Raw genomic sequence first — 21,140 nt, 5'->3', positions numbered from 1 at the left:
GAAACTCTACCATTTCAACCAATCTAAATTTAACACATTTGAAGTCATTCGGTTTCTGTATATTGCAATTACTAGTGCCAAACCCACGGCAATTTCCGCTGCTGCAACTAATATTACAAATAAAGCAAATACGTGGCCTATAGGGTCCTGAGGTGCAATATATCTAGTAAAAGCTATGAGATTGATGTTAACCGAATTGAGCATCAGCTCTATCCCGATTAAAACTGCTACTGCATTCTTCTTAGCTAAGACACCATAAAGCCCGATGCAAAAAAGCATCGCACTGAGAGTTAAATAATGTTCTAAACCGATCATTTTGTATTCTTCACCCCTTTGGCTAGCACTATAGCTCCCACCATAGCTACTAACAATAGGATACCTGCCAATTGAAAAGGCACTAGAAAATCAATTAGCGTAGTTTCAATAATGGGCCCAACATAACTTCCCTCTGTTTCCACGCTGCTAAGTGCCCAATTAGTTGACCAGACAATAACACTGATTAAAAAGAACAGTCCAGCCGAAGCAAACATTGCCAGATATTTGTAGCTGTTAAAGGGATTACTATTTTTGATATCCCCTCTTCTAGTCAACATTATCCCAAAGACAACCAAAATAGATACTGCACCTACATAAATCAGTATCTGCACAAGACCTAGGAAGTCCGCATGTAGGGTAAAAAATATTCCCGCAATACCTATAAAGGTCAACATCATCAAAATAGCACTGTGTACTATATTATTTAGGAGTACAACTCCCAATGCAGAGCAAATAATTATGGCACTCAGTACCCAAAAAATCAATACATCCATTCAATATCACCCCTTTATCCGCTACTGAGGATTGCTGTCTGCTCCACCTTCGTCAGCATCAGCTTGCTCCATTAACTTCAGTACAGTTCCACCTCGCGAATAACAAGAAAGCTCAAAATCATCATTAAAGTAAATCGCATTGGTGGGACAGCTTTCAACACATAGACCACAAAATAAACAATACTGAAGTTCCATTTCATAACTTGTAAGCTCGCGCTTCTTATTTTCATTTCTCCTTGTTCCCAATTTTATTACCGCATTTGGGCAAGCGTTTTTGCATAGACCACAAGCTATGCACTTATCTATTTCCAAGGTAAAAGATGCGTGCACCCTCTCGGGAAGCTTAGGCCTTTCTTCAGGATAAAACTCAGTAATGTTTTTATCCACTAAACGCTTGAAAGTAGTTGAGAGACCCTTAAGCAGTCCTTTTCCATACATTAATATTCACCATCCAATCGAGGACTATAAGATTTGGAAAACATATAAACCTATTGCAGTTACAAAAAGATTAACAATTGATGCAGGTAATAGTATTTTCCATCCAAAGTGCATTAATTGATCCACTCTAATTCTCGGGAAAGTCCATCTGAACCACATAAACATAGAGATGAACAAGAATACTTTTATGAAAAACCATACATAGGAAGGAATGAAGGTTAGACCAAAGGGCGCATGCCAGCCTCCTAAAAACATGGTTACTGCAAATGCAGACAAAATAAATAAATTTGCATATTCAGCCATGAAAAACAGGGCAAATTTCATCCCCGTGTACTCAGTAAAAATTCCCGCTGTCAGCTCTGTCTCCCCCTCTGGTAAATCGAAGGGAGCTCTGTTCAATTCAGCAGCCGCGGCAATAATAAAGATTATAAAGGCTACTGGTTGAAGTACTACAAACCATAGTCCTGATTGAGCAAGAACTATATCACTCATCCGCATCGACCCAGCTATCATAACTACTCCCAAAACAGAAAATACCAGGGGAAGCTCGTAGCTCACCATTTGTGCTACAGCACGCATCCCACCAAGAAGAGAATACTTATTATTCTGAGCCCAACCTGCCATTATTAGGGGAATAGTAGTAAGCGAAGATATTGCTATAAAGTAAAACACACCTAGCTCTAAGTCTACTACTGTCAGCCCTTCACCAAAGGGGATTACTACATATAAAAGCATAGCAGGCACAAATATTAGTACTGGTGCCATAACAAACATCCATTTATCTGCAGCTTTTGGAACTATATCTTCTTTGCCTAACAGCTTCAATGTGTCGGCAAAGGTTTGAAAAATTCCTCCTGGCCCCAGTCTGTTCGGACCAGGACGCTGTTGAATATAGCCGGCAAATTTTCGTTCGTGTAAAACTAAAATCATGGCAGCAAGGGATATAATCCCTAGCACAGCACCTGCCTTAACAAGTACCATGGCAAACTCAACAGTAGTTTGCTGTAATCCCATCCCAAGTAGCCACGTACGCATAGCCTCTGCTATATCGAGAAATACATTACTCATATTCTCCACGCACCTTCTCTCTGATTATGACCTTTTTTCACGTTAACAATCCACTTCTCCTAAGACAATATCTATGCTGCCTAAAACCGCTACAGCATCTGCTATCTTCAAACCAATCAACGTCTCATCTAAGGGCATTAAGTTAATAAACGAAGGTCTCCTCACATGCCAACGATATGGTTTGGTAGATCCATCACTAACCACATAGTACCCTAAAATACCTCTAGAAGACTCAATCTGATGGTATACCTCACCTTTAGGAGGCTTAATAACTTTTGGTACTTTGGCCATTATGGGTCCTTCAGGTATATCTTTAATAGCCTGCCTTAGAATTTTTATACTTTCATAAACTTCTGCTCCACGACACATAAAGCGATCCCAAGTATCACCATTTTCAGCTACAGGTACATCAAAGTCAAACCTATCATATATTCCGTAAGGCTCCGCCTTACGAAGGTCATAGTTAACCCCAGAGCCACGCAAGTTCGACCCACTAAAGCCCCAGCTAATGGCATCTTGAGCTGATATAATTCCTATCCCCTTTATTCTCGCTTGAAAAATCTCGTTTTCAGAACTCAGCGCCCAATATTCTTCAAGGCATGCTGGTAAATCATCTAGAAGTTTTTCAAGATTTGGTATGAACTCAGGAGTCAAGTCAGCAGCAACTCCTCCAATACGCATGTAACTATAGGTCAATCTAGAGCCTGTTACCATTTCAAATAAATCTAAAATTCTCTCCCGATCTCTAAAGGGATACATAAACGCTGATGCTCCCGTAACTCCTAAGTCCTGTACAAAGGTACCAATGGCCACCATATGACTAGCTATTCGTTGGAGCTCCGCCATAATCACCCTTATATACTCTGCCCGTTCGGGTACTTCAAGACCCATTAGTTTCTCAACTGCTTGCACATATCCCAGGTTGGTTGTCATCCCAGAAAGATAGTCCATCCGCTCAGTGTAGGGAATTACTTGAGTGTATGTGCGAGCTTCCGCCAATTTTTCAACACCTCGGTGCAAATATCCGACCACAGATTCAGCATTAGTTACCGTTTCTCCATCTAAGGTTAACACAAGGCGAAAAACACCATGAGTACTAGGGTGCTGTGGTCCCATATTAATAGTAAACTCTTCCGTTTTAAACGTATGTTCATTTGTCATAAATTCCACACCCTTACATCAAAATTGATACTAAACTTACCTACCTTTTACCTTTGAGGCTTGACTTCAAAGTCCTTACGTAAAGGATATCCCTCAAAGTTATCTGGCAGTAAAATCCTCTTTAAGTTTGGATGTCCCTTGAACTTTATGCCGAAAAGGTCAAACACTTCTCTCTCCTGCCAATCAGCAGACTTCCAAAGTGTTACCAAAGTTTCTATTTCTGGGTTTTCTTTCTCTATAGAAGTTTTAATTGTAAGCTTGCCATCGTGCTCAGTAGAACGAAAATTGTATACTAATGTAAATTCCTCTGGATAATCCACTGCAGTTAGATTAGTTAAAAAGTTAAAGGACTCAGATTTTAGAGCTTGACCTATTTTCACCAAATCATCGCTACCTACTCGTGCAACCACCTCATTTAACTCCTCCACCACTTCCACCTTGGATCCAAATTCACTTTGCAACTGATTCATAATTATTTTATTTTCCATGCCGTACCAACCTCGCCATCTTAGGATCATTCACCTTTTTCTTCAACTCCAACATCCCATAAATAAGCGCTTCTGGTCTAGGGGGACAACCTGGAACATAAACGTCCACTGGTAAAAATGTATCAACTCCTGGAGTAACGTTATAAGAATCCACAAATGGCCCTCCGCTGATTGCACAACTTCCCATTGCTATCACATATTTAGGTTCTGGCATTTGCTCATAGATTCTGTGAACTAATGGCTCCATTTTTCGGTTAACAGTACCCGCAACTATCATCAAGTCGGCTTGCCTAGGTGAAGGTCTAAAAACTTCATATCCAAACCGTGAAAGGTCAAACCTAGCTCCACCTGCAGCCATCATTTCTATAGCACAGCAGGCCAAACCAAAAGTAACAGGCCAGAATGAATTTCCCCTAGCCCAGTTGAGGACTCTCTCAACAGACGTAACTATTACGTTATTCTGCAGCAATTCTTGTGCTTCACTCTCTTTTATTTGTCCCATTCCAATGCTCCCTCCTTCCAGTCATAGATCAGGCCGATAACTAGTACTAGGATGAAAATTGCCATCATACTATGAGCTACCAAGCCAAGTTCTAGAAACTTAAGTGCCCAAGGGTATAAGAAAATAGCCTCCACCCCAAAAAGCAAGTACGCTAAAGCATAGAGAAAATAACTTGTCCTGAACTGTACCCACGTTTGCCCTTGAGTATCTAAACCACACTCATAAGTAGTTAGCTTTTCTTCAGTTGGATTGTGGGGCCGTAAGATACGGTTTACAAGCATAGTAATTATAGGGAATGATAGTGCAATTAGTACAAAAATACCTATAGTCCCGTATTCACTCACTTTCTCCCCTCCTTTCGCATCCTCTTAATATTTTTATTTATTTTTTAATTTCTAGTATAATTGTATTATGCCATTTGGCACATTTGTACAAAATCAAGTTAATTGTGCCACAAGCAATACTTCCTTGTCAAGAATTTATAGTCGATTTGTACTACATCTTTCTAGTAGAATTACTTTTCTAAATATTTAATAAATACTAAAATTTCTGCTACCGCATAGTATAAATCTTCGGGTATTTCCTCCCCTATATTTAAATCCTGCAAAACGTTAACTAATTCTGGCTCCATATGTAAAGGCACTTCATTATCTTTAGCTAGTCTTATAATACTCTCTGCCACCTGGTTATTTCCCCTGGCAACAATCTTAGGTGCTATATCGCCTTCACAATATTTTAACGCAACTGCTGTTTTTAGCTTTTTATTTTCCTTATCCATATATACAACTCCCATTAATATATTTTCTGTTCTTAATAGAAAATATTCTATATAAAAAAACCTGGGCAATAACTACCCAGATAAAGTTTTTACGACTTTATAGTTTTATGAATGTTTTTCTGTGAATAGGAGTGAGGCCAAAATCTCTTAGATTCTGGTAGTGATCTTTTGTACCGTAACCTTTATTGACTTCAAAATTATAGAAGGGATACTTGTCACTGTACTGAGACATAATTCTATCTCTTGTGCACTTTGCTATAATTGACGCTGCAGCTATTGAAGCGCTAATCTGATCACCTTTTATTAAAGGGGTCTGCTTTTGCAAAGCACCTGGTATATTAAAACCATCTACTAGAATGTGTTTAGGTACAATGTTTAAGTTTTTGATAGCCAGTTTCATAGCTAGAAAAGACGCTTGAGCTATATTGAGGGTGTCGATCGTTGCTGCATCCACTACGCCAGTGGCCCATGCAGTGGCAGCTTCTTTAATAAGTTCTTCTACTTGATATCGCTTTTTTTCAGATAACTTTTTAGAGTCATTCAGAGCAGGTATATGTATTGGTCTGTCAAAAATTACGGCGGCTGCTACCACAGGCCCTGCTAGTGGCCCACGTCCTGCCTCATCTATTCCAGCCACAGGGCTTACTCCCTGTTTCCACAAGTCTTCCTCTGTTTTATATAAAATTTGAACTCGCTTCCGCTCTTCTTCCATTTTTTCTTTTCTCAATTGAATACTATGATATATTTTCTGAACAGATAATCTGCTATCATCTCTCAACTGCTTTAACTGAAAATCATCCAGATCATCCTGATTAACTCTTACTAATTCGTTAATTTCTTTTACTGTCATTCTCTCAAAGCTCACCATATCAAACCTTTCGAATAGAACATATTTAATCCGTAATAATTCATACTACTTGTACTAATTATTCTCTTTTTCCCCAATATTACCTTCAAAAAAATTAATTTTTAGGTCGATCTAGTGTAATTTTTCCAATTTTTCCTGCACGGAATTCTTTTAATATTATTTCTGACGCCTTCAGGAGGTTTACTACCCCACCCTTCTGTAAGCAACCTCTTTTCCGCCCTACCATCTCCACTAACTCTAATCCTGTTTTTCCATAAGAGTTAATCCCATACTTCTCATCTAATGTTTGGCTATATTCTGCAGCCAGTAGTTCCATTAAGCCAATGGTAACTTCCGTTACATCAAAGACATGGTCTCCAATAGCTCCAGTAATAGCTAGTTTAAAACCTATTTCCTGGCATTCGAACTTAGGCCATAAGATGCCTGGAACATCCATAAGTTGAAATTCCTTTAAGTTTATCCACTGCTGTCCTCTAGTAACACCAGGTTTGTTTCCTGTCTTGGCTACATTTTTACCACTTAACTTATTAATTAAGCTAGATTTTCCAGAATTAGGTATGCCCACTATCATTACACGGGGTAGAGCATTGGCTTTGTAAGACTTCCCTTTCATCCTTTGTTCTGCTAAAGATCGTATTTCCGCTTTCATTTGCTTCAAGCCCTTGCCGGTTATTGCATTTACAACAACAGCGGCTTGACCACTATTTTTATAATAATTAAGCCAGCGCATTGTTATTTCTTCATCAGCTAGATCCTCTTTGTTTATCACTAATAACAAAGGTCTATCGCCTATCAACTCTTTTAAGACTGGATTGCGGGAGCTCTCAGGAACTCTAGCATCAATAATTTCTACAACCACATCTATTACTTTTATATTTTCTTTAATTAATCTTTTGGTTTTGACCATATGTCCTGGATACCAATTAATTGTTTCCAAAAAAATCACCTCTATTCGATTACACCAATCCTATTTAAAGGCCAAAAGATAATATGGGCTTTACCTACCAGGTTATCCTCTGGTACAATCCCCCAATCCCTACTATCTTTGCTGTTATTTCTATTATCCCCTAAGACAAAATATTCACCCGCATTTATCTCTAAAGGGCCAAAGTCTCCGTAATGAGGCTCCTTTATATAACTCTCTGGAATCATAATGTCGTTAACATACAATTGACTATCCCTTAACTCCACCACATCACCAGGTCTTCCTACAACCCTTTTAATAAAATCTTGACTTTCATTTACAGGGTATTTAAAAACTAGTACATCTCCTATCTCTGGCTCAGTAAATCTATAATAAAATTTACTAACTATAATTCTATCTCTAACTTGCAGAGTAGGCTCCATTGATCCCGATGGAATGTAGAATGGCTGAAAGATAAATGTTCTAATTAATAAGGCAAGTACTACTGCTATTAATATGGATTGTACATATTCAAAGAACACACTGCGCGCTGAACTCATCTTTTTCCTCCTTATCTGAATATGGAAAAAGGACTGAGCGGTATCAGTCCCTTTATAGTCCTACCTATCTTTAATTCTAGCAGCTTTACCTACTCTACCTCTTAGATAGTATAGCTTAGCTCTTCTTACTGCACCTCTTCTAGCAACCTCAATCTTGTCGATTCTAGGTGAGTGTACAGGGAAAGTTCTTTCCACCGCTACGCCATATGAAATCCTGCGTACAGTAAAGGTCTCTCTTAACCCTCCACCTTTTCGCTTAATGACAACCCCTTCAAAAATCTGAATTCTCTCTCTAGTCCCCTCTACAACTTTTACGTGTACTTTTACTGTGTCTCCAGGTTGAAATTCAGGAAGGGCCTTCTTAATTTGCTCTTGTTCAATTGTCTTAAGGATATCCATGTATATTACCTCCTTTCTCCTAAGACGTTCATGCCATTTCCCAGCAGCGGACCGCCCATATTGCAAACAAGTATATTATACCAGGTTTTTTGTCTTTATACAAGTATATTATCTTCCAAACAGCCTATCTAGAATTATAGCTGCTGCTGCTCTTACAGATAAGTGATTGTAATCTCCTGTCCCATAAATAGGCTCTAAAAAGTAGTCTGCAGCCTCAAGCTCCTTAGCCTCTAAACCCCATCCTGTTCCAAAGAGAAGCAAATATGGGTGCTCATCTGCTTTAATCATTGCTTTCATTTCCTGATAAGCTAAAGAGTTTGGGTAAATTCTAGCGTCGGTTGCAATTACCTTTGGCTCTAGCCCGTGAACATCTTTTATTTCTTTTTTCACTTCTTCCAGTGAATTCTTTAAGCTGATAGCACTGAATGCTCTTTTCCTATCGGTGTTATATTTAGACCCAAAACCTTGCTGCCAGTACTCAATTATATTTCTAGTTACCTTTTGTTGATTTTCATTGGGATGAACTAGATAATATTTTTCCACACCATATGTACATGCAGATCTTGATATGTCGTGAATATCTAAATTGGTTATAGAAGTAGCTATTACTTCCATATTTTTATTGTAAACAGGGTAGTGCACCAACGCTATATAAAAAGGTGTTTTGTCACTCATGGTGTTAATTCCCCTCTAACTTCCTTCAACATTTTTACGCCCTCTTTGTCTAATTCTACTTTCTCTAAGAGGTCAGGTCTTCGCAACAGAGTCTTTTGGATAGCTTCTCTCTTCCGCCACTTGCGAATTTCTTCATGATTTCCAGAAAGCAATACCTGTGGTACTTCCATCCCCTTATAGCTAGCCGGCCTAGTGTAATGAGGGTACTCTAATAACCCGGTGACAAAGGATTCATCTTGAGCAGATTCATTACTTCCCAACACACCTGGTAACAGCCTAGTTACAGCATCGATTATGACCATAGCCGGGAGCTCTCCACCAGTCAGAATGTAATCTCCCACTGAAATTTCATCTGTTACGTATTTCTGTTTAATCCTTTCATCAAACCCCTCATAATGTCCACAGAGAAAAACTAAGTGTTGTGATTTTGCTAGCTCATCTGCTTTTTGTTGTGAAAAAGTTTCTCCACCAGGGCACAATACTATTACCCTAGAATCTCTTTGAATCTCCATCTTTTCTAGTGCATTAAAAACAGGCTCTGGCTTCATCACCATGCCAGCACCGCCCCCATAGGGGTAATCGTCCACTGTCTTATGCTTATTCTCCGAATAGTCCCTTATATTTGTACAGTTAATTGTGATTAATCCCTTTTCTCTAGCTCTTTTAACGATACTAGCCGAAAAAGGACTGTCAAACATTTCTGGGAAAAGTGTCAAAATATCAACCTTCACCAGTTTTCACCTCTTATTCTTCTATTAAGCCCAATGGTGGATCTACTACAATTACCTTTTCTTCCATGTCCACTTTTACTACTACGCTCTTTATAGCGGGTATTAAAATATTCTTACCTTGAGGGGTATCTTTTAACCATAGGACATCATTTGCCCCTGTTTCAATTATTTCATTAACTACCCCTAAGTAATTACCTTTTACATCTATAACCTTAAGGCCTATCAAGTGAAACCTATAGAAGGTATCCTCAGGCAACTGGGGCAGTTCCGATTCGGGTATGCAGATAAAGTGATTTCTGAACTCCTCTACCTGATTTATATTATCAAACTCTTTAAACTTTAAGATAACAAATTGTTTTAAGTGCTTATAAGACTCAATAGTAACCTTTTTACCGTTTACTTTATCCTGAGTCATAAATACCTCTTTTAACTCTTTAAATCTATTCGTATCGTCTGTAAGAGGAATTACTTTTAATTCGCCCTTTACACCATGGGGTTTGGTGACTTTTCCCACTGATATCATAACCATTTAACCAGCCCCTTAATACAATATAGCTATAATACTAAATAACAGGGGCTTCTGCCCCTGTATTTATTCTAAAACTATTGGATAATCTCTACTACAACTTTTTTACCTTCTTTTACAGCCGCAGCTTTGACTAAAGTTCTGATAGCTTTAGCTATCCTCCCCTGCTTTCCAATAACCTTGCCCATATCATCAGCAGCAACCTTTAGTTCCAAAACTATAGACTGTTCTCCATCAACTTTATTAACAACTACTTCTTCAGGCCTATCAACAAGGGCTTTTGCTAGATGTTCCACTAAATCTTTCATGGAAACCCTCCTAAATGAAACTAGTTCTTAGCTTCATTGAATTTTTTCCATACACCTGATCTTCTAAGCAATGTCTTAACTGTATCTGATGGTTGCGCACCTGTGCTCAACCAGTTAAGTGCTCTTTCTTCATCTACTTTAATTAATTCAGGTTGTTCAGCTGGATTGTAATATCCAATCTCCTCAATAAACTTTCCATCTCGAGGAGCTCTAGCATCAGCAACCACTATTCTATAAAATGGAGCTTTTTTAGCACCCATTCTCTTTAGACGAATTTTTGTAGCCATAATAATTTCACCTCCTTATATTTCTCCATTACTGCTGTTTATAATACTATTTATTTAAAGAAGGGCATTTGAGAAAACATGCCTTTCTTCTTTTTGCCACCTTTTTCTACATCAGAAAATTGCTTCATCAGTTTCTTGGTCTGACTAAATTGCTTTAAAAGCTGGTTTACATCTTGAATCCTAGTCCCGCTTCCTCTAGCAATACGCTTTCTCCTGCTACCGTTAATAATCGCTGGATCTTTTCTCTCTCCTGGTGTCATTGATTGAATAATAGCTTCTGTTTTAACCAGTTGATTATCATCTACCTTTAAGTTCTTTAACTGCTTAGCATTGCCCATACCAGGGATCATACCCAAAATATCATCTAATGGACCCATATTTTTCATTTGCTCTAACTGTTCTAAGAAGTCATCTAGTGTAAACTCTTGTTTGCGAAGCTTCTGCTCTAGCTCCTTAGCCTTTTCAGCATCGTAATTGGCTTGGGCTTTTTCAATTAAGCTAAGGACATCTCCCATTCCAAGAACCCTAGATGCCATTCTTTCAGGATGAAAAGGCTCTAATGCATCTAGTTTTTCTCCCATCCCTGCAAACTTAATTGGCTTCCCGGTAACTGCTTTTACAGATATTGCTGCTCCACCTCGAGTGTCTCCATCTAGTTTAGTTAGAATAACTCCGTCAATACCCAGCTGACTGTTGAATGTCTCTGCTACATTGACTGCATCTTGACCAGTCATAGAGTCAACTACTAGCAAAATTTCATGTGGCTCTACGGTTGTCTTTATATCTTGCAGTTCATTCATGAGTTCCTCATTAATGTGTAGTCGGCCAGCTGTGTCGATAATGATTACATCCCGATTATAGCTTTCACCGTATTCAATCGCCCCTTTAGCTATATCCACAGGGCTATTCTTGTCACCCATTGAAAAAACTGGCACATCTATTTGTTTACCAACCACCTGTAATTGTTTGATAGCCGCTGGTCTGTATATATCGCCAGCAACCAACAGAGGACTTTTACCCTGTTTTTTAAAGTTGTTAGCCAGCTTACCCGCTGTAGTTGTTTTACCCGCACCTTGTAGCCCAACTAGCATGACAATGGTAGGTGGCTTCGACGCCATATTTATTTTACTCTGGGTTCCACCCATAGTTTCAGTTAACTCTTCGTTTACAATTTTGATAACTTGTTGCCCAGGCGTCAAACTCTGCAAAACTTCCTGACCAACAGCCCTTTCTTTTACTCTCTTTACAAAGTCTTTTACGACTTTATAGTTTACGTCGGCTTCTAACAGGGCCAATCTCACTTCTCGCATAGCTTCAGATACATCATTTTCTGAAAGCTTTCCTTTACCCTTTAGTTTTTTAAAGGTTCCCTGGAGCTTTTCCGCCAGTCCCGAAAAAACAGACAATATTAAAACCTCCTATAAGACAGAATGTCTGGACCCCACTACTCCCTTTCCAGAAGGGATATCTCCTTAATCAGCTTTTTAAGTACTGTAATCTCTTCAGCACTAGCACCCTTTGAGTACTCACCTAGTAGTTCTTCTATTTCAATCAGTTTCTTGTCTAGTGTAATATATTTGTCAACTAACTTTAGTTTTTCTTCATATTGTTGTAATTGTCTTTCCACTCGCTTCAACAAATCATGAACCGCTGGTCTGCTTATTTTGTAGTACTCAGCAATCTCACCCATTGACCAGTCCTGGTGATAATACAGTGCAAAAATATCCTTTTGCTTTTCTGTTAATAATTCTCCATAAAAATCGAAAAGGACGTTTAGCCGATTGACTTTTTGTATATCCTGCATCAATATCACCGCATTCGCCGTTAAGTAAAAATACTTTACAGATGTGAATTTTACTCTATTTTTTAGTTATTGTCAAGTTTTAATCTACAAGTTCTTTCACAGCACTATTGGCACCTTCTATAACCTCTGCTTCATCGAGAGTTTTAACCTCCCTGCTCTCCATCACTACTTCCCCGTCTACTATAACTGTGTCTACGTCACTGGCAATAGCCGCATAAACAATATTAGCATATACTTTATGTTTAGGTTGTAAATGAGGCTTGTTTAAATCGATTAAAATCAGGTCAGCTCTTTTTCCCACTTCAACAGTCCCAATCTTGTCATCAAGGTTGAGTACCTTAGCTCCTCCCACTGTAGCCATTTGTAAGACTTGATAAGCATCCATAACAGTAGGATCCTCCGTTGCTACTTTCTGCAATAGGGCTGCACTTCTCATTTCTTCAATCATATCCAAGTTGTTGTTACTAGCTGCTCCATCAGTACCAATGCCTACATTTATCCCAGCTTGCAATAGCTTATTTATAGGGGCAATTCCACTTGCTAGCTTCATATTGCTTTCAGGGTTGTGGGCAACTCCTACATTTTTCGCTTTAAGTATGTCTATATCACTATCAGTTAGATGAACGCAATGGGCAGCGATAGTAGGGAAATCCAGCACTCCTTGATCACTAACTAGCTCAATAGGCGTTTTTTGGTACTCATCTCTAATTTGATTAACCTCAGATTTTGTTTCAGCTAAATGGATATGGATACCCACATTTAGTTTTTCCGCTAATTTCAATACTTTTTCCATATATGGAGGCGGACAAGTATATGGTGCATGGGGCCCCATCACAGCTGTTATTCTCCCTTTTGCCGCTCCGTTCCACTCTGTGATAAATTCCTCACTTTCCGCCAGAGCCAAATCAGCATTCTGATTCAAGCCAATCATTCCCCTTGCCAATACTGCTCTCATTCCAGCCTCTTCTACTGCTTTTCCCACATCACTCATAAAAAAGTACTGGTCGGCAAAGCATGTTGTCCCCGACTTAATCATCTCCAATGCGGCAAGCTTTGTCCCATTATAAACGTGATCAGTTGTCAGTTTAGCTTCTAATGGCCATATTTTTTCTTGCAGCCATTCCATTAAGGGAAGATCGTCTGCATAGCTTCTGAGAAGAGACATAGCTGCATGTGTATGGGTATTAACTAGACCAGGCATACACACCACACCAGCGCCGTCAATCACCCTATCTGCTACCCATCCTGTATCAGATTCACCCTGTCCCACTTGAACAATGTTTCCATCTTCAATTGCCACATAGGCATTTTCTAACATTTCTCCTTTTTTAGCCATAGTTAGAACTGTACAGTTTTTTATTAACAGTTTCATTGCGCCATCCCTCCAAATAGTTTATCACTTTTGCCTATAAGATTTGAGATATGTCTCTCTTAGCTTTCGAACATGCTCTTCGGGTATTATATTGGGCTCTCCTACTTGCTTAGCTGTCAAGTATATCTGAGCTGCCTTTTCTATAAGCATACAGGCATACAGTGCTTCACGCAGATTAGCCCCTACACCTACTGCTCCATGATTTGCCAGCAACACCCCATTTCGATCCCCTAGCGCCGCTGCAGTTACCTCAGCTAACTGGTCAGTTCCAGCAAGGCGATACTCTGCTACTCTTATCCCGCCCCCAATAAGCATCGCTATATCCTCAACTAACGGGGGTATTTCTTCCCCCAGAGTGGAACAGGTTGTTGCGAATATACTGTGAGTATGTACAATTGCATTCACATCACTGCGACTTATATATATATTCCAGTGTACTTTCCACTCAGAAGATGGTTTTAATTGACCTGCTATTTGTTGGCCATTATTAGCTAGAGTAACTAGCTCTTGTTCCTCTATAGTAAAGTAGTCCGTCCCACTTGGGGTAATAATTATATTGTTTTGGCATCGGGCACTTATATTACCCCAAGTAGCTACAACTAGTCCTAAATCTACCAACTTTCTACCCGTACCCACTATTTCACTGCGAATAATAGATTCGTCTACAGCCACTATGCTCACTCCTCGAATAGTTTTCCAAGAGTATCTGTGTATGGAGCTCTACATACTCCCTTTTCAGTAATTATTGCTGTAATTAAATTATTAGGGGTAACATCAAACGCCGGATTGTAAACTTTAATTTCTTTAGGTGCAATCTGTTGTTCGTACACGAAGCGAACCTCATCTTTATCTCTTTCTTCAATTGGAATGTATTTACCACTTTCTAGCTCCATGTCAATAGTTGAGGTAGGCGCTGCCACATAGAAGGGTATATCATGCTCTTTTGCTAGAACAGCTAAGCTGTATGTGCCAATTTTATTTGCCACATCTCCATTGGCAGCAATCCTATCGGCACCTACCACAATTAAATCTACTAACCCCTGCTGCATAATATATCCAGCCATATTATCTGCAATCAACGTAGCGTCTATTTTATCTTGATGTAGCTCAAAGGCCGTTAGCCTGGAACCTTGTAGCAAAGGGCGAGTTTCATCTACCCATACCTTAATCTCTTTGCTAGCTTCATGAGCAGCTCTTATTACCCCCAAAGCAGTTCCATAGCCTGCTGTTGCTAACCCTCCAGCATTACAATGAGTGAGAATTCTAGCCTGATGGGGAACTAATTCATTGCCATAACTGCCAATGTTCTCATTCATTCTCAGATCATCTTTATGAATAGCTTGGGCCTCTCTTTCTAATTCCTTAACAATTTCACTATTGGCTTGACCTTTACACTGATCAAGCTTCGCCTGCATCTTTTTTATTGCCCAAAATAGATTTACAGCTGTTGGCCTAGTTGACCCTAGTTCCTGAATTGCCTTTTCCATATGGGCATAAAAGGATCGGCTATCCATCTGGATAGCCTCTTTAGCAGCTAATACAATTCCGTAAGCAGCTGTAATACCAATTGCAGGTGCACCGCGCACAACCATTCCCTTTATTGCTTCGGCAACTTGAATGTAATTTTTACATTGTTCAAATTTAACCTCTACAGGTAGTTTAGTTTGATCTATTAGTTCCAAACTTTCTCCATTCCAGCGCATTGTATCCATTTTATTTCCCCTTTCACTAAAACTTACCTAATTCATCAATGGCTTTACTGCAAGAGCAAGGTCGCTCTTCTGTAATGCTCGAAATAGCCTCCATAATAAACTTCTTAAATTTTTCCCGATTACTATCCATTGTTTCTACTACCTCTTTATGGGTTAACGGGCTTTGAGATATACCAGCGGCATAATTTGTAACCATAGCCACAGTTGCATAGCACATTTGAGCTTCTCTAGCCAATACTACTTCTGGCACACTGGTCATTCCAACTAAGTTTCCGCCCAGCTGGGCATACATTTTAATTTCTGCCGGGGTTTCGAACCTAGGACCTTCCGTGCAAACGTAGGTACCTCCTACCCCAATATCTACTTTAGCTTTACTAGCTACCCCTTTGAGTTCAGCAGTCAAAGCAGTACAATAAGGGGTTGTCATATCCACATGAACCACTCCCTGCTCTCCCCCTTCATAAAAGGTGCTTGCCCTGCTCTTTGTGAAATCTATAAACTGGTCTATTAAAATGAACTGACCAGGCCTTAATTCCTCATTAAGAGAACCCACAGCTGCTGTAGCTATAATCTTTTGAACTCCAACTTGCTTTAGTGCCTGGATATTAGCCCTGTAGTTTATCAAGTGGGGAGGGAGTGTGTGGCCTACCCCATGACGGGCTAAAAAAGCCACCCGCTTGCCCTGATATGTACCAAACTGAATAACCACTTCACCGTAATCGGTTAAAATGGGCTCTTGCTTCACATCTTCCAAAACACTAGCATCATAAACCCCAGTTCCCCCAATTATACCGACAGTAGCTTCCATCTTAATTATTCCTCTCCCTCTTCTTTAGTTAGTGCATCATCAAAAAGCGCCGCTCCAAAATCTTGGGCATTAAAAGGTCTCAAGTCCTCTACCTTTTCGCCTATCCCAATATACTTAACTGGTATTTCTAACTCTGAGTTAATAGCAAGTACTACCCCACCTTTAGCTGTTCCATCTAACTTAGTCAAAACAATCCCTGTTACGTTTACAGCCTCAGAAAAGATCTTTGCCTGTGAAATTGCATTCTGTCCAGTAGTAGCATCTAGTACCAGTAAGACCTCATGAGGCGCTCCTTCAACCTCTCGTTCCACAACTCTTCTTACTTTTTTAAGTTCTTCCATTAAGTTTGTCTTATTCTGCAATCTACCTGCTGTATCTACTACTAATACATCAGATTTTCTAGATTTGGCAGCCTGAATAGCATCGTACGTAACTGCACCTGGATCTGAACCCTCAGAGTGTTTAATTACATCAACCCCGATTCGGTTTCCCCATACCTCTAGTTGATCTATTGCTCCAGCTCTAAATGTATCTCCTGCTGCCATGATGACCCTTTTCCCCTCAGATTTCAAGTGATTGCACAGCTTTCCTATAGTGGTAGTTTTTCCTACACCATTTACTCCTACCACTACTATTACTGTTAAACCTTCATTTTCTATGTTTAAGCTAGCCTCATCTGCCCTTAGCATTTTTGCTACTTCCTCTTGTAACAGCCCTTTTACCTTGCTTGTATCTTCAATTTTTTCTTCTTTTGCCCGCTCTCGCAACCTGTCTACCAAAGCCACAGATGTATTTACACCAACGTCAGCTTGAATAAAGATTTCTTCTAGTTCCTCAAAGAATTCTTCATCTATTTTTTTATACCCTGTAATTAATTCAGTTACTTTGTCCGAAAGTCCTTTTCTTGTCTTAGTCAAACCTTCTTTTAACTTTTTAAAGAAACTCATAGTTATTTCTACCTCCATTTTTATATTAGATAGCTTCGTCAGTAACTTTAACTGAAACTAAACTTGAAACACCAGATTCTTTCATGGTCACACCGTACAGAACATCAGCCACTTCCATGGTACCCCTGCGATGTGAAATTACAATAAACTGAGTTTTACTTGAAAACCTTTGCAGAAAATCAGCAAATCTGCTCACATTGACCTCATCTAATGATGCCTCAATCTCATCGAGAATGCAAAAGGGACTAGGTTTTACTTTCAAAATCGCAAAAAGTAATGCAATAGCAGTTAATGCGCGCTCCCCTCCGGATAACAGAGACAAGTTTTGCAGCTTTTTGCCCGGCGGTTGAGCATTAATTTCGATACCTGTCTCCAACAGGTTGTCCTCTTCTGTTAAGACTAATTCAGCTTGTCCGCCGCCAAATAAATCGGAAAAAACCTTACTTAATTCTTTATTAATCTCTGCAAAAGCTTTGCCAAAGCGCTTTGTCATTATGATATCCATTTCCTTAATCACATCTTCTAAAACACTTTTTGCTTCATCCAAATCAGCTACTTGCTTTGACAAAAAGTCATACCTGGTATTTAATCGATTATACTCCTCGATTGCACCTAGATTAACCTGCCCCAGCTGATCAATTTTTTGTTTTAGCTCTTTCACCCTTTTAGCCGCTTCTCTTTTATTTAAAATACACTGGGCACTATCCTTACTCTCAAAATATGTGAAGTCAAAGTACTCTTTTAGGCGACTAATTTGATTTTCCTTGTCAGATCTTAGTTTTGTCACTTGTATATCTAACTTATGTTCACTTTCTTGAACCAACTTTAACTCTTTAGTTAGTAGCTTAACCCTATTACTGTTCTGTTCAAGCTTTTCTTTTTCAGTTTCAAGACTATCTCTAAGGTTATCCATAAACTGAGAGATAGTGCTCTTTTTATTTAAAGCTTTTTCCAATTCTATTATAGCTTCTTCCAATTCATCAGCTGTTTTATTCATTTTAGCCAACATGGCTTCTAGTTCTGCTTTTTTATCCTCTAAACTTTTATTAACCTCATCTCTTTTATCTTTAATTTCATTTAATTTTTGACTGATGCCTATCTCAGTTTGCTTTAATGTTGCATCCCCCACTTTAGCTTCAGTTAACTGTTTATTGATAAGTTCTTCTTGTTGCTTTAAACCTATTAACTTACTCTTTATCTCTTCCACTTGTTTATTCTTAGATTGTTCTTCCTCAAGGAGCTTGTTTCTTTTTTTATTCAAATAATCTATTTCTTCTCTTTGCCGCTTTATTTCCTGCTCAAGATTCACTTTGTTAGCATTTATAATTCTAATTTCTTCATCACAATTCTTTGCTTCTAGTACAATTTGATCCATATCCTTATTGTATTCATGTAACTTTATCCTCAAGTCCTGCTTTTTATTCTCAATCTCCTCTATATACTCATTTAACTTTTCACTTTTTGTATTTACTTCCCTTAATTCTTTTTTATAATTAGAAAAAACTTCTAGAAGGTCTTTCACTTCTAGCTGCAACGATTTAATATCTTCATCCCTATTCAAAATACTATTAGTTTTACTTTTAAAGCTTCCCCCAGTCATAGAACCACCAGGATTAATTACTTCTCCTTCCAGGGTTACTATTCTTGTTTTATAATCAAGTAGTTTTGCTAGCTTATTAGCCGCATCTAAATCCTGAGCTACTACTACTCTACCTAGGATATATTCTATGGCCTTTTGAAACCGTGAATCGCATTCTACTAACTGAGACGCAATTGCTACTAAACCTTGATCACTCCTCACTTGGTCAGGCAAAGTAATCTTATTTGGTCTTATAGTATTTAGCGGAAGAAAAGTGCTCCTTCCTGCCCGTTCCCGCTTCAAGTAAGAAATTGCCCTCTTAGCTCCTGTATCTGTTGTGGTTACCACGTGTTGTACTGCTCCACCTAATGCAACTTCAATGGCCTTTTGGTGCTGAGGCTTGACCTTTATTAATTCGCCAATAACTCCCTCTACCTCTTTTAATTCTTGATTTCCTTGACGCTTTGCCTGAATTAATCTTTTGATACTATTTGCGTATCCTTCCATGTTTTCCTTTAGTTCTTCTAAAAACTTAATCCTAGATTCTTTTTCATTAATATTTTTTTCAATAGTTCCTAGCTTGTGGAGAAAACTCTCATTTGTAGTCTTTAATTGCTGTGCTTTAACTTTATCCTCTTCAACTTTTCCTTCTGTATCCTGGATTTGAACAGTTATCTGATTAATTGTTTGTTGTTTGTCTTCCCTTTGATTTTTCAAGTCCTGTTGTTTAGTCAACAATCTCTCAGATTTTAGCTGGTACTCATCTAATTGGAGCACAGAGCGGTCTATTTGCTCCTTTAGAGCTTCTTGTTTGTTTTGGCTCTCAATTGTTTTACTCTTTAACTCGAATATCTTGCTATTACTTTCCTCTAAGAGTTCCTCGCACTGACGGTATTCTTGGTTGATTTCTTTGTATCTTTGATTAAGCTTTTCCGCTCCCAACTCTTTACTATTTAATTTTTCTTTAATTTGCTTCTGCTCAACTGATAGAGCTTCTTCTGCTTCAAATATCTCATTGATTTTTGCAGTCAATAGGCTAATTTCATTATTTAAGTTTTCTATGTATTGGTGGTACTCAAAGACTCTGCTACGACTATTACTTGCAGTTGTCTCAAGTCTCTCAATTTTATTTATAACTTCATAGACATTTTTCTGTCGCCCATTGTATTCTTCACTCTTTCTGTTATAGCTAGCTTGTATATCTTCTATTCTAGATTCTAGAGTTGCTATTTCAGTATTTAATCTTATCCCTTCACTCTTCTGTTTATCCAGCATTAATTCAACTTGCTCAATTTTTTTCTCTAATTTCTCTACCAATTCCACAGCTAATCCGATTTCTAAGCAATCCAGCTCACTTTTATATAAAATATATTGTTCCGCACGTATCGCTTCATTTTTCAGAGGATCTTTTTGTTCCTCAATTTCTGATATCAAATCTCTAACCCGCTGCAGGTGTTGTTTAGTAACCTCGAGCTTTTTTAATGTTTCCCTTTTTCTATTGCGATATTTTATAATACCTGCAGTTTCTTCTATAATGCTCCTGCGTTCTTCAGGCTTTGAGTTCAGTATTTCTTCGACCTTGCCTTGGCCAATAATTGATATGGCTTCCTTCCCTACACCTATATCCATAAACAACTCATGTAGATCCTTCAACCTACAAGCTCTCTTGTTTATAAAAAATGTACTCTCACCAGATCGGTATAGGCGGCGTGTAACTGTTACCTCGTTATAATCTATATTCAAAAGACCATCGCTATTATCAAAGGTTAGCGCTACCTCTGCCATACCTACAGGGCGTCTTTTAGAGCTGCCTGAAAATATAATATCCTCCATTTTAGCTCCTCTTAAACTTTTAGCACTTTGCTCACCTAAAACCCATCTGATGGCATCAGAAATATTGCTTTTACCACTGCCATTAGGTCCAACTACAATGCTAATTCCTGGTGCCAATGAAAGCTTTACCTTATCTGCAAATGATTTAAAACCTTGAATATCAATTCTCTTGATATACACAGGATACATCCTTTCCTTTTTCTGTTTTTAAATATCTATATTGTATCATTATGCTCAATACTTGAAAACAGCTGCATAAAAAAAACTGCCTCTTGGGCAGTTTTAGCGGGACTCAACTAAAAATTTTATTGCTGTTCTCTCTTCTTGGTCAATATTAATTTCAGCAAAAGCCGGTATCATGACTAAATCTACTCCGCTAGGTGCTATAAATCCTCTGGCGATTGCTATGGCTTTTACTGCCTGATTTACTGAGCCAGCTCCTATAGCTTGAATCTCTACCTTTCCATGTTCTCTAAATACAGCGGCAAGTGCTCCTGCTACAGACTTAGGGTTAGATTTTGCAGATACTTTTAATAAATCTTTCTTCATCCCATTGCCCACCTTTCATCAATTATTATATTTA

General features: G+C 38.6%; 27 protein-coding genes. All 27 read right to left on the bottom strand.

Going from position 1 to position 21,140, the window contains the following annotated elements; translation table 11 throughout:
* Positions 1-6: 6 nt before the first annotated feature.
* Positions 7-315, bottom strand: a complete 309-nt coding sequence (gene nuoK / locus GGQ84_RS06190) for an NADH-quinone oxidoreductase subunit NuoK (protein ID WP_429160597.1) — start codon at positions 313-315, stop codon at positions 7-9.
* Positions 312-809 carry an NADH-quinone oxidoreductase subunit J family protein gene (locus GGQ84_RS06185; protein WP_429160594.1) on the bottom strand — a complete coding sequence of 166 codons (498 nt, stop codon included), beginning with the start codon at positions 807-809 and terminating at the stop codon, positions 312-314. Before GGQ84_RS06185 ends, nuoK begins: the two co-directional genes overlap by 4 nt.
* A gap of 21 nt (positions 810-830) precedes the next feature.
* The gene (locus GGQ84_RS06180) at positions 831-1,196 is read right to left on the bottom strand and encodes a 4Fe-4S binding protein (protein ID WP_429160592.1); all 366 of its coding nucleotides are present in this window, start codon (positions 1,194-1,196) and stop codon (positions 831-833) included.
* A 75-nt stretch (positions 1,197-1,271) separates the two neighbouring features.
* Positions 1,272-2,315, bottom strand: coding sequence for an NADH-quinone oxidoreductase subunit NuoH (gene nuoH, locus GGQ84_RS06175; protein WP_429160590.1), 1,044 nt, complete (start codon positions 2,313-2,315; stop codon positions 1,272-1,274).
* Between the two features lie 42 nt (positions 2,316-2,357).
* Complete coding sequence (locus tag GGQ84_RS06170; protein WP_429160587.1) at positions 2,358-3,476, bottom strand: NADH-quinone oxidoreductase subunit D; 1,119 nt, start codon at positions 3,474-3,476, stop codon at positions 2,358-2,360.
* 47 nt (positions 3,477-3,523) lie between these two features.
* Positions 3,524-3,964 carry an NADH-quinone oxidoreductase subunit C gene (locus GGQ84_RS06165; protein ID WP_429160585.1) on the bottom strand — a complete coding sequence of 147 codons (441 nt, stop codon included), beginning with the start codon at positions 3,962-3,964 and terminating at the stop codon, positions 3,524-3,526.
* Positions 3,954-4,466, bottom strand: coding sequence for an NADH-quinone oxidoreductase subunit B (locus tag GGQ84_RS06160; RefSeq protein WP_429160582.1), 513 nt, complete (start codon positions 4,464-4,466; stop codon positions 3,954-3,956). The genes GGQ84_RS06165 and GGQ84_RS06160 overlap by 11 nt, the downstream gene beginning before the upstream one ends.
* On the bottom strand, positions 4,454-4,810 hold the full coding sequence (locus tag GGQ84_RS06155; protein ID WP_429160580.1) for an NADH-quinone oxidoreductase subunit A: 357 nt from the start codon (positions 4,808-4,810) through the stop codon (positions 4,454-4,456). Before GGQ84_RS06155 ends, GGQ84_RS06160 begins: the two co-directional genes overlap by 13 nt.
* Positions 4,811-4,980: 170 nt before the next feature.
* Positions 4,981-5,244, bottom strand: coding sequence for an EscU/YscU/HrcU family type III secretion system export apparatus switch protein (locus tag GGQ84_RS06150; RefSeq protein WP_429160577.1), 264 nt, complete (start codon positions 5,242-5,244; stop codon positions 4,981-4,983).
* Positions 5,245-5,341: 97 nt separating this feature from the next.
* Positions 5,342-6,094 carry a ribonuclease HII gene (rnhB, locus tag GGQ84_RS06145; RefSeq protein WP_429160575.1) on the bottom strand — a complete coding sequence of 251 codons (753 nt, stop codon included), beginning with the start codon at positions 6,092-6,094 and terminating at the stop codon, positions 5,342-5,344.
* A 112-nt stretch (positions 6,095-6,206) separates the two neighbouring features.
* Positions 6,207-7,058: a ribosome biogenesis GTPase YlqF gene (ylqF, locus tag GGQ84_RS06140; RefSeq protein WP_429160573.1), complete on the bottom strand. Its 852-nt coding sequence runs from the start codon at positions 7,056-7,058 to the stop codon at positions 6,207-6,209.
* A gap of 2 nt (positions 7,059-7,060) precedes the next feature.
* Positions 7,061-7,576 (bottom strand): signal peptidase I, encoded by a 516-nt coding sequence (gene lepB / locus GGQ84_RS06135; protein WP_429160570.1) that lies wholly within the window; start codon positions 7,574-7,576, stop codon positions 7,061-7,063.
* Between the two features lie 60 nt (positions 7,577-7,636).
* A complete protein-coding gene (gene rplS, locus GGQ84_RS06130; protein ID WP_429160567.1) occupies positions 7,637-7,975 on the bottom strand; it encodes a 50S ribosomal protein L19 in 339 nt (112 codons plus the stop codon).
* Positions 7,976-8,083: 108 nt separating this feature from the next.
* A complete protein-coding gene (locus GGQ84_RS06125) occupies positions 8,084-8,650 on the bottom strand; it encodes an RNA methyltransferase (RefSeq protein ID WP_429160565.1) in 567 nt (188 codons plus the stop codon).
* The gene (gene trmD, locus GGQ84_RS06120) at positions 8,647-9,381 is read right to left on the bottom strand and encodes a tRNA (guanosine(37)-N1)-methyltransferase TrmD (RefSeq protein ID WP_429160562.1); all 735 of its coding nucleotides are present in this window, start codon (positions 9,379-9,381) and stop codon (positions 8,647-8,649) included. The genes GGQ84_RS06125 and trmD overlap by 4 nt, the downstream gene beginning before the upstream one ends.
* Positions 9,382-9,394: 13 nt before the next feature.
* Positions 9,395-9,910, bottom strand: a complete 516-nt coding sequence (rimM, locus tag GGQ84_RS06115; RefSeq protein ID WP_429160560.1) for a ribosome maturation factor RimM — start codon at positions 9,908-9,910, stop codon at positions 9,395-9,397.
* A gap of 74 nt (positions 9,911-9,984) precedes the next feature.
* A complete protein-coding gene (locus tag GGQ84_RS06110; protein ID WP_429160557.1) occupies positions 9,985-10,215 on the bottom strand; it encodes a KH domain-containing protein in 231 nt (76 codons plus the stop codon).
* Between the two features lie 20 nt (positions 10,216-10,235).
* The gene (rpsP, locus tag GGQ84_RS06105; protein ID WP_429160554.1) at positions 10,236-10,502 is read right to left on the bottom strand and encodes a 30S ribosomal protein S16; all 267 of its coding nucleotides are present in this window, start codon (positions 10,500-10,502) and stop codon (positions 10,236-10,238) included.
* A gap of 50 nt (positions 10,503-10,552) precedes the next feature.
* Positions 10,553-11,908 (bottom strand): signal recognition particle protein, encoded by a 1,356-nt coding sequence (gene ffh, locus GGQ84_RS06100; protein ID WP_429160551.1) that lies wholly within the window; start codon positions 11,906-11,908, stop codon positions 10,553-10,555.
* 38 nt (positions 11,909-11,946) lie between these two features.
* Positions 11,947-12,306, bottom strand: coding sequence for a YlxM family DNA-binding protein (gene ylxM / locus GGQ84_RS06095; protein ID WP_429160548.1), 360 nt, complete (start codon positions 12,304-12,306; stop codon positions 11,947-11,949).
* Positions 12,307-12,385: 79 nt separating this feature from the next.
* Complete coding sequence (locus GGQ84_RS06090) at positions 12,386-13,678, bottom strand: amidohydrolase (RefSeq protein WP_429160546.1); 1,293 nt, start codon at positions 13,676-13,678, stop codon at positions 12,386-12,388.
* A 24-nt stretch (positions 13,679-13,702) separates the two neighbouring features.
* Positions 13,703-14,350, bottom strand: coding sequence for a class II aldolase/adducin family protein (locus GGQ84_RS06085; protein WP_429160543.1), 648 nt, complete (start codon positions 14,348-14,350; stop codon positions 13,703-13,705).
* Positions 14,351-14,355: 5 nt separating this feature from the next.
* A complete protein-coding gene (mtnA, locus tag GGQ84_RS06080; protein ID WP_429160540.1) occupies positions 14,356-15,390 on the bottom strand; it encodes an S-methyl-5-thioribose-1-phosphate isomerase in 1,035 nt (344 codons plus the stop codon).
* 16 nt (positions 15,391-15,406) lie between these two features.
* Positions 15,407-16,198, bottom strand: coding sequence for an S-methyl-5'-thioadenosine phosphorylase (gene mtnP / locus GGQ84_RS06075; RefSeq protein ID WP_429160537.1), 792 nt, complete (start codon positions 16,196-16,198; stop codon positions 15,407-15,409).
* A 5-nt stretch (positions 16,199-16,203) separates the two neighbouring features.
* The gene (gene ftsY, locus GGQ84_RS06070; protein WP_429160534.1) at positions 16,204-17,145 is read right to left on the bottom strand and encodes a signal recognition particle-docking protein FtsY; all 942 of its coding nucleotides are present in this window, start codon (positions 17,143-17,145) and stop codon (positions 16,204-16,206) included.
* A gap of 25 nt (positions 17,146-17,170) precedes the next feature.
* Positions 17,171-20,737 carry a chromosome segregation protein SMC gene (gene smc, locus GGQ84_RS06065; protein WP_429160531.1) on the bottom strand — a complete coding sequence of 1,189 codons (3,567 nt, stop codon included), beginning with the start codon at positions 20,735-20,737 and terminating at the stop codon, positions 17,171-17,173.
* A gap of 102 nt (positions 20,738-20,839) precedes the next feature.
* Positions 20,840-21,106, bottom strand: a complete 267-nt coding sequence (locus GGQ84_RS06060) for a stage V sporulation protein S (RefSeq protein ID WP_429160528.1) — start codon at positions 21,104-21,106, stop codon at positions 20,840-20,842.
* Positions 21,107-21,140: the final 34 nt, after the last annotated feature.

The organism is Desulfitispora alkaliphila (assembly GCF_050433185.1).
GTDB lineage: Bacteria > Bacillota > Desulfitisporia > Desulfitisporales > Desulfitisporaceae > Desulfitispora > Desulfitispora alkaliphila.
This window is presented reverse-complemented; position numbering and strand designations above follow the sequence as displayed.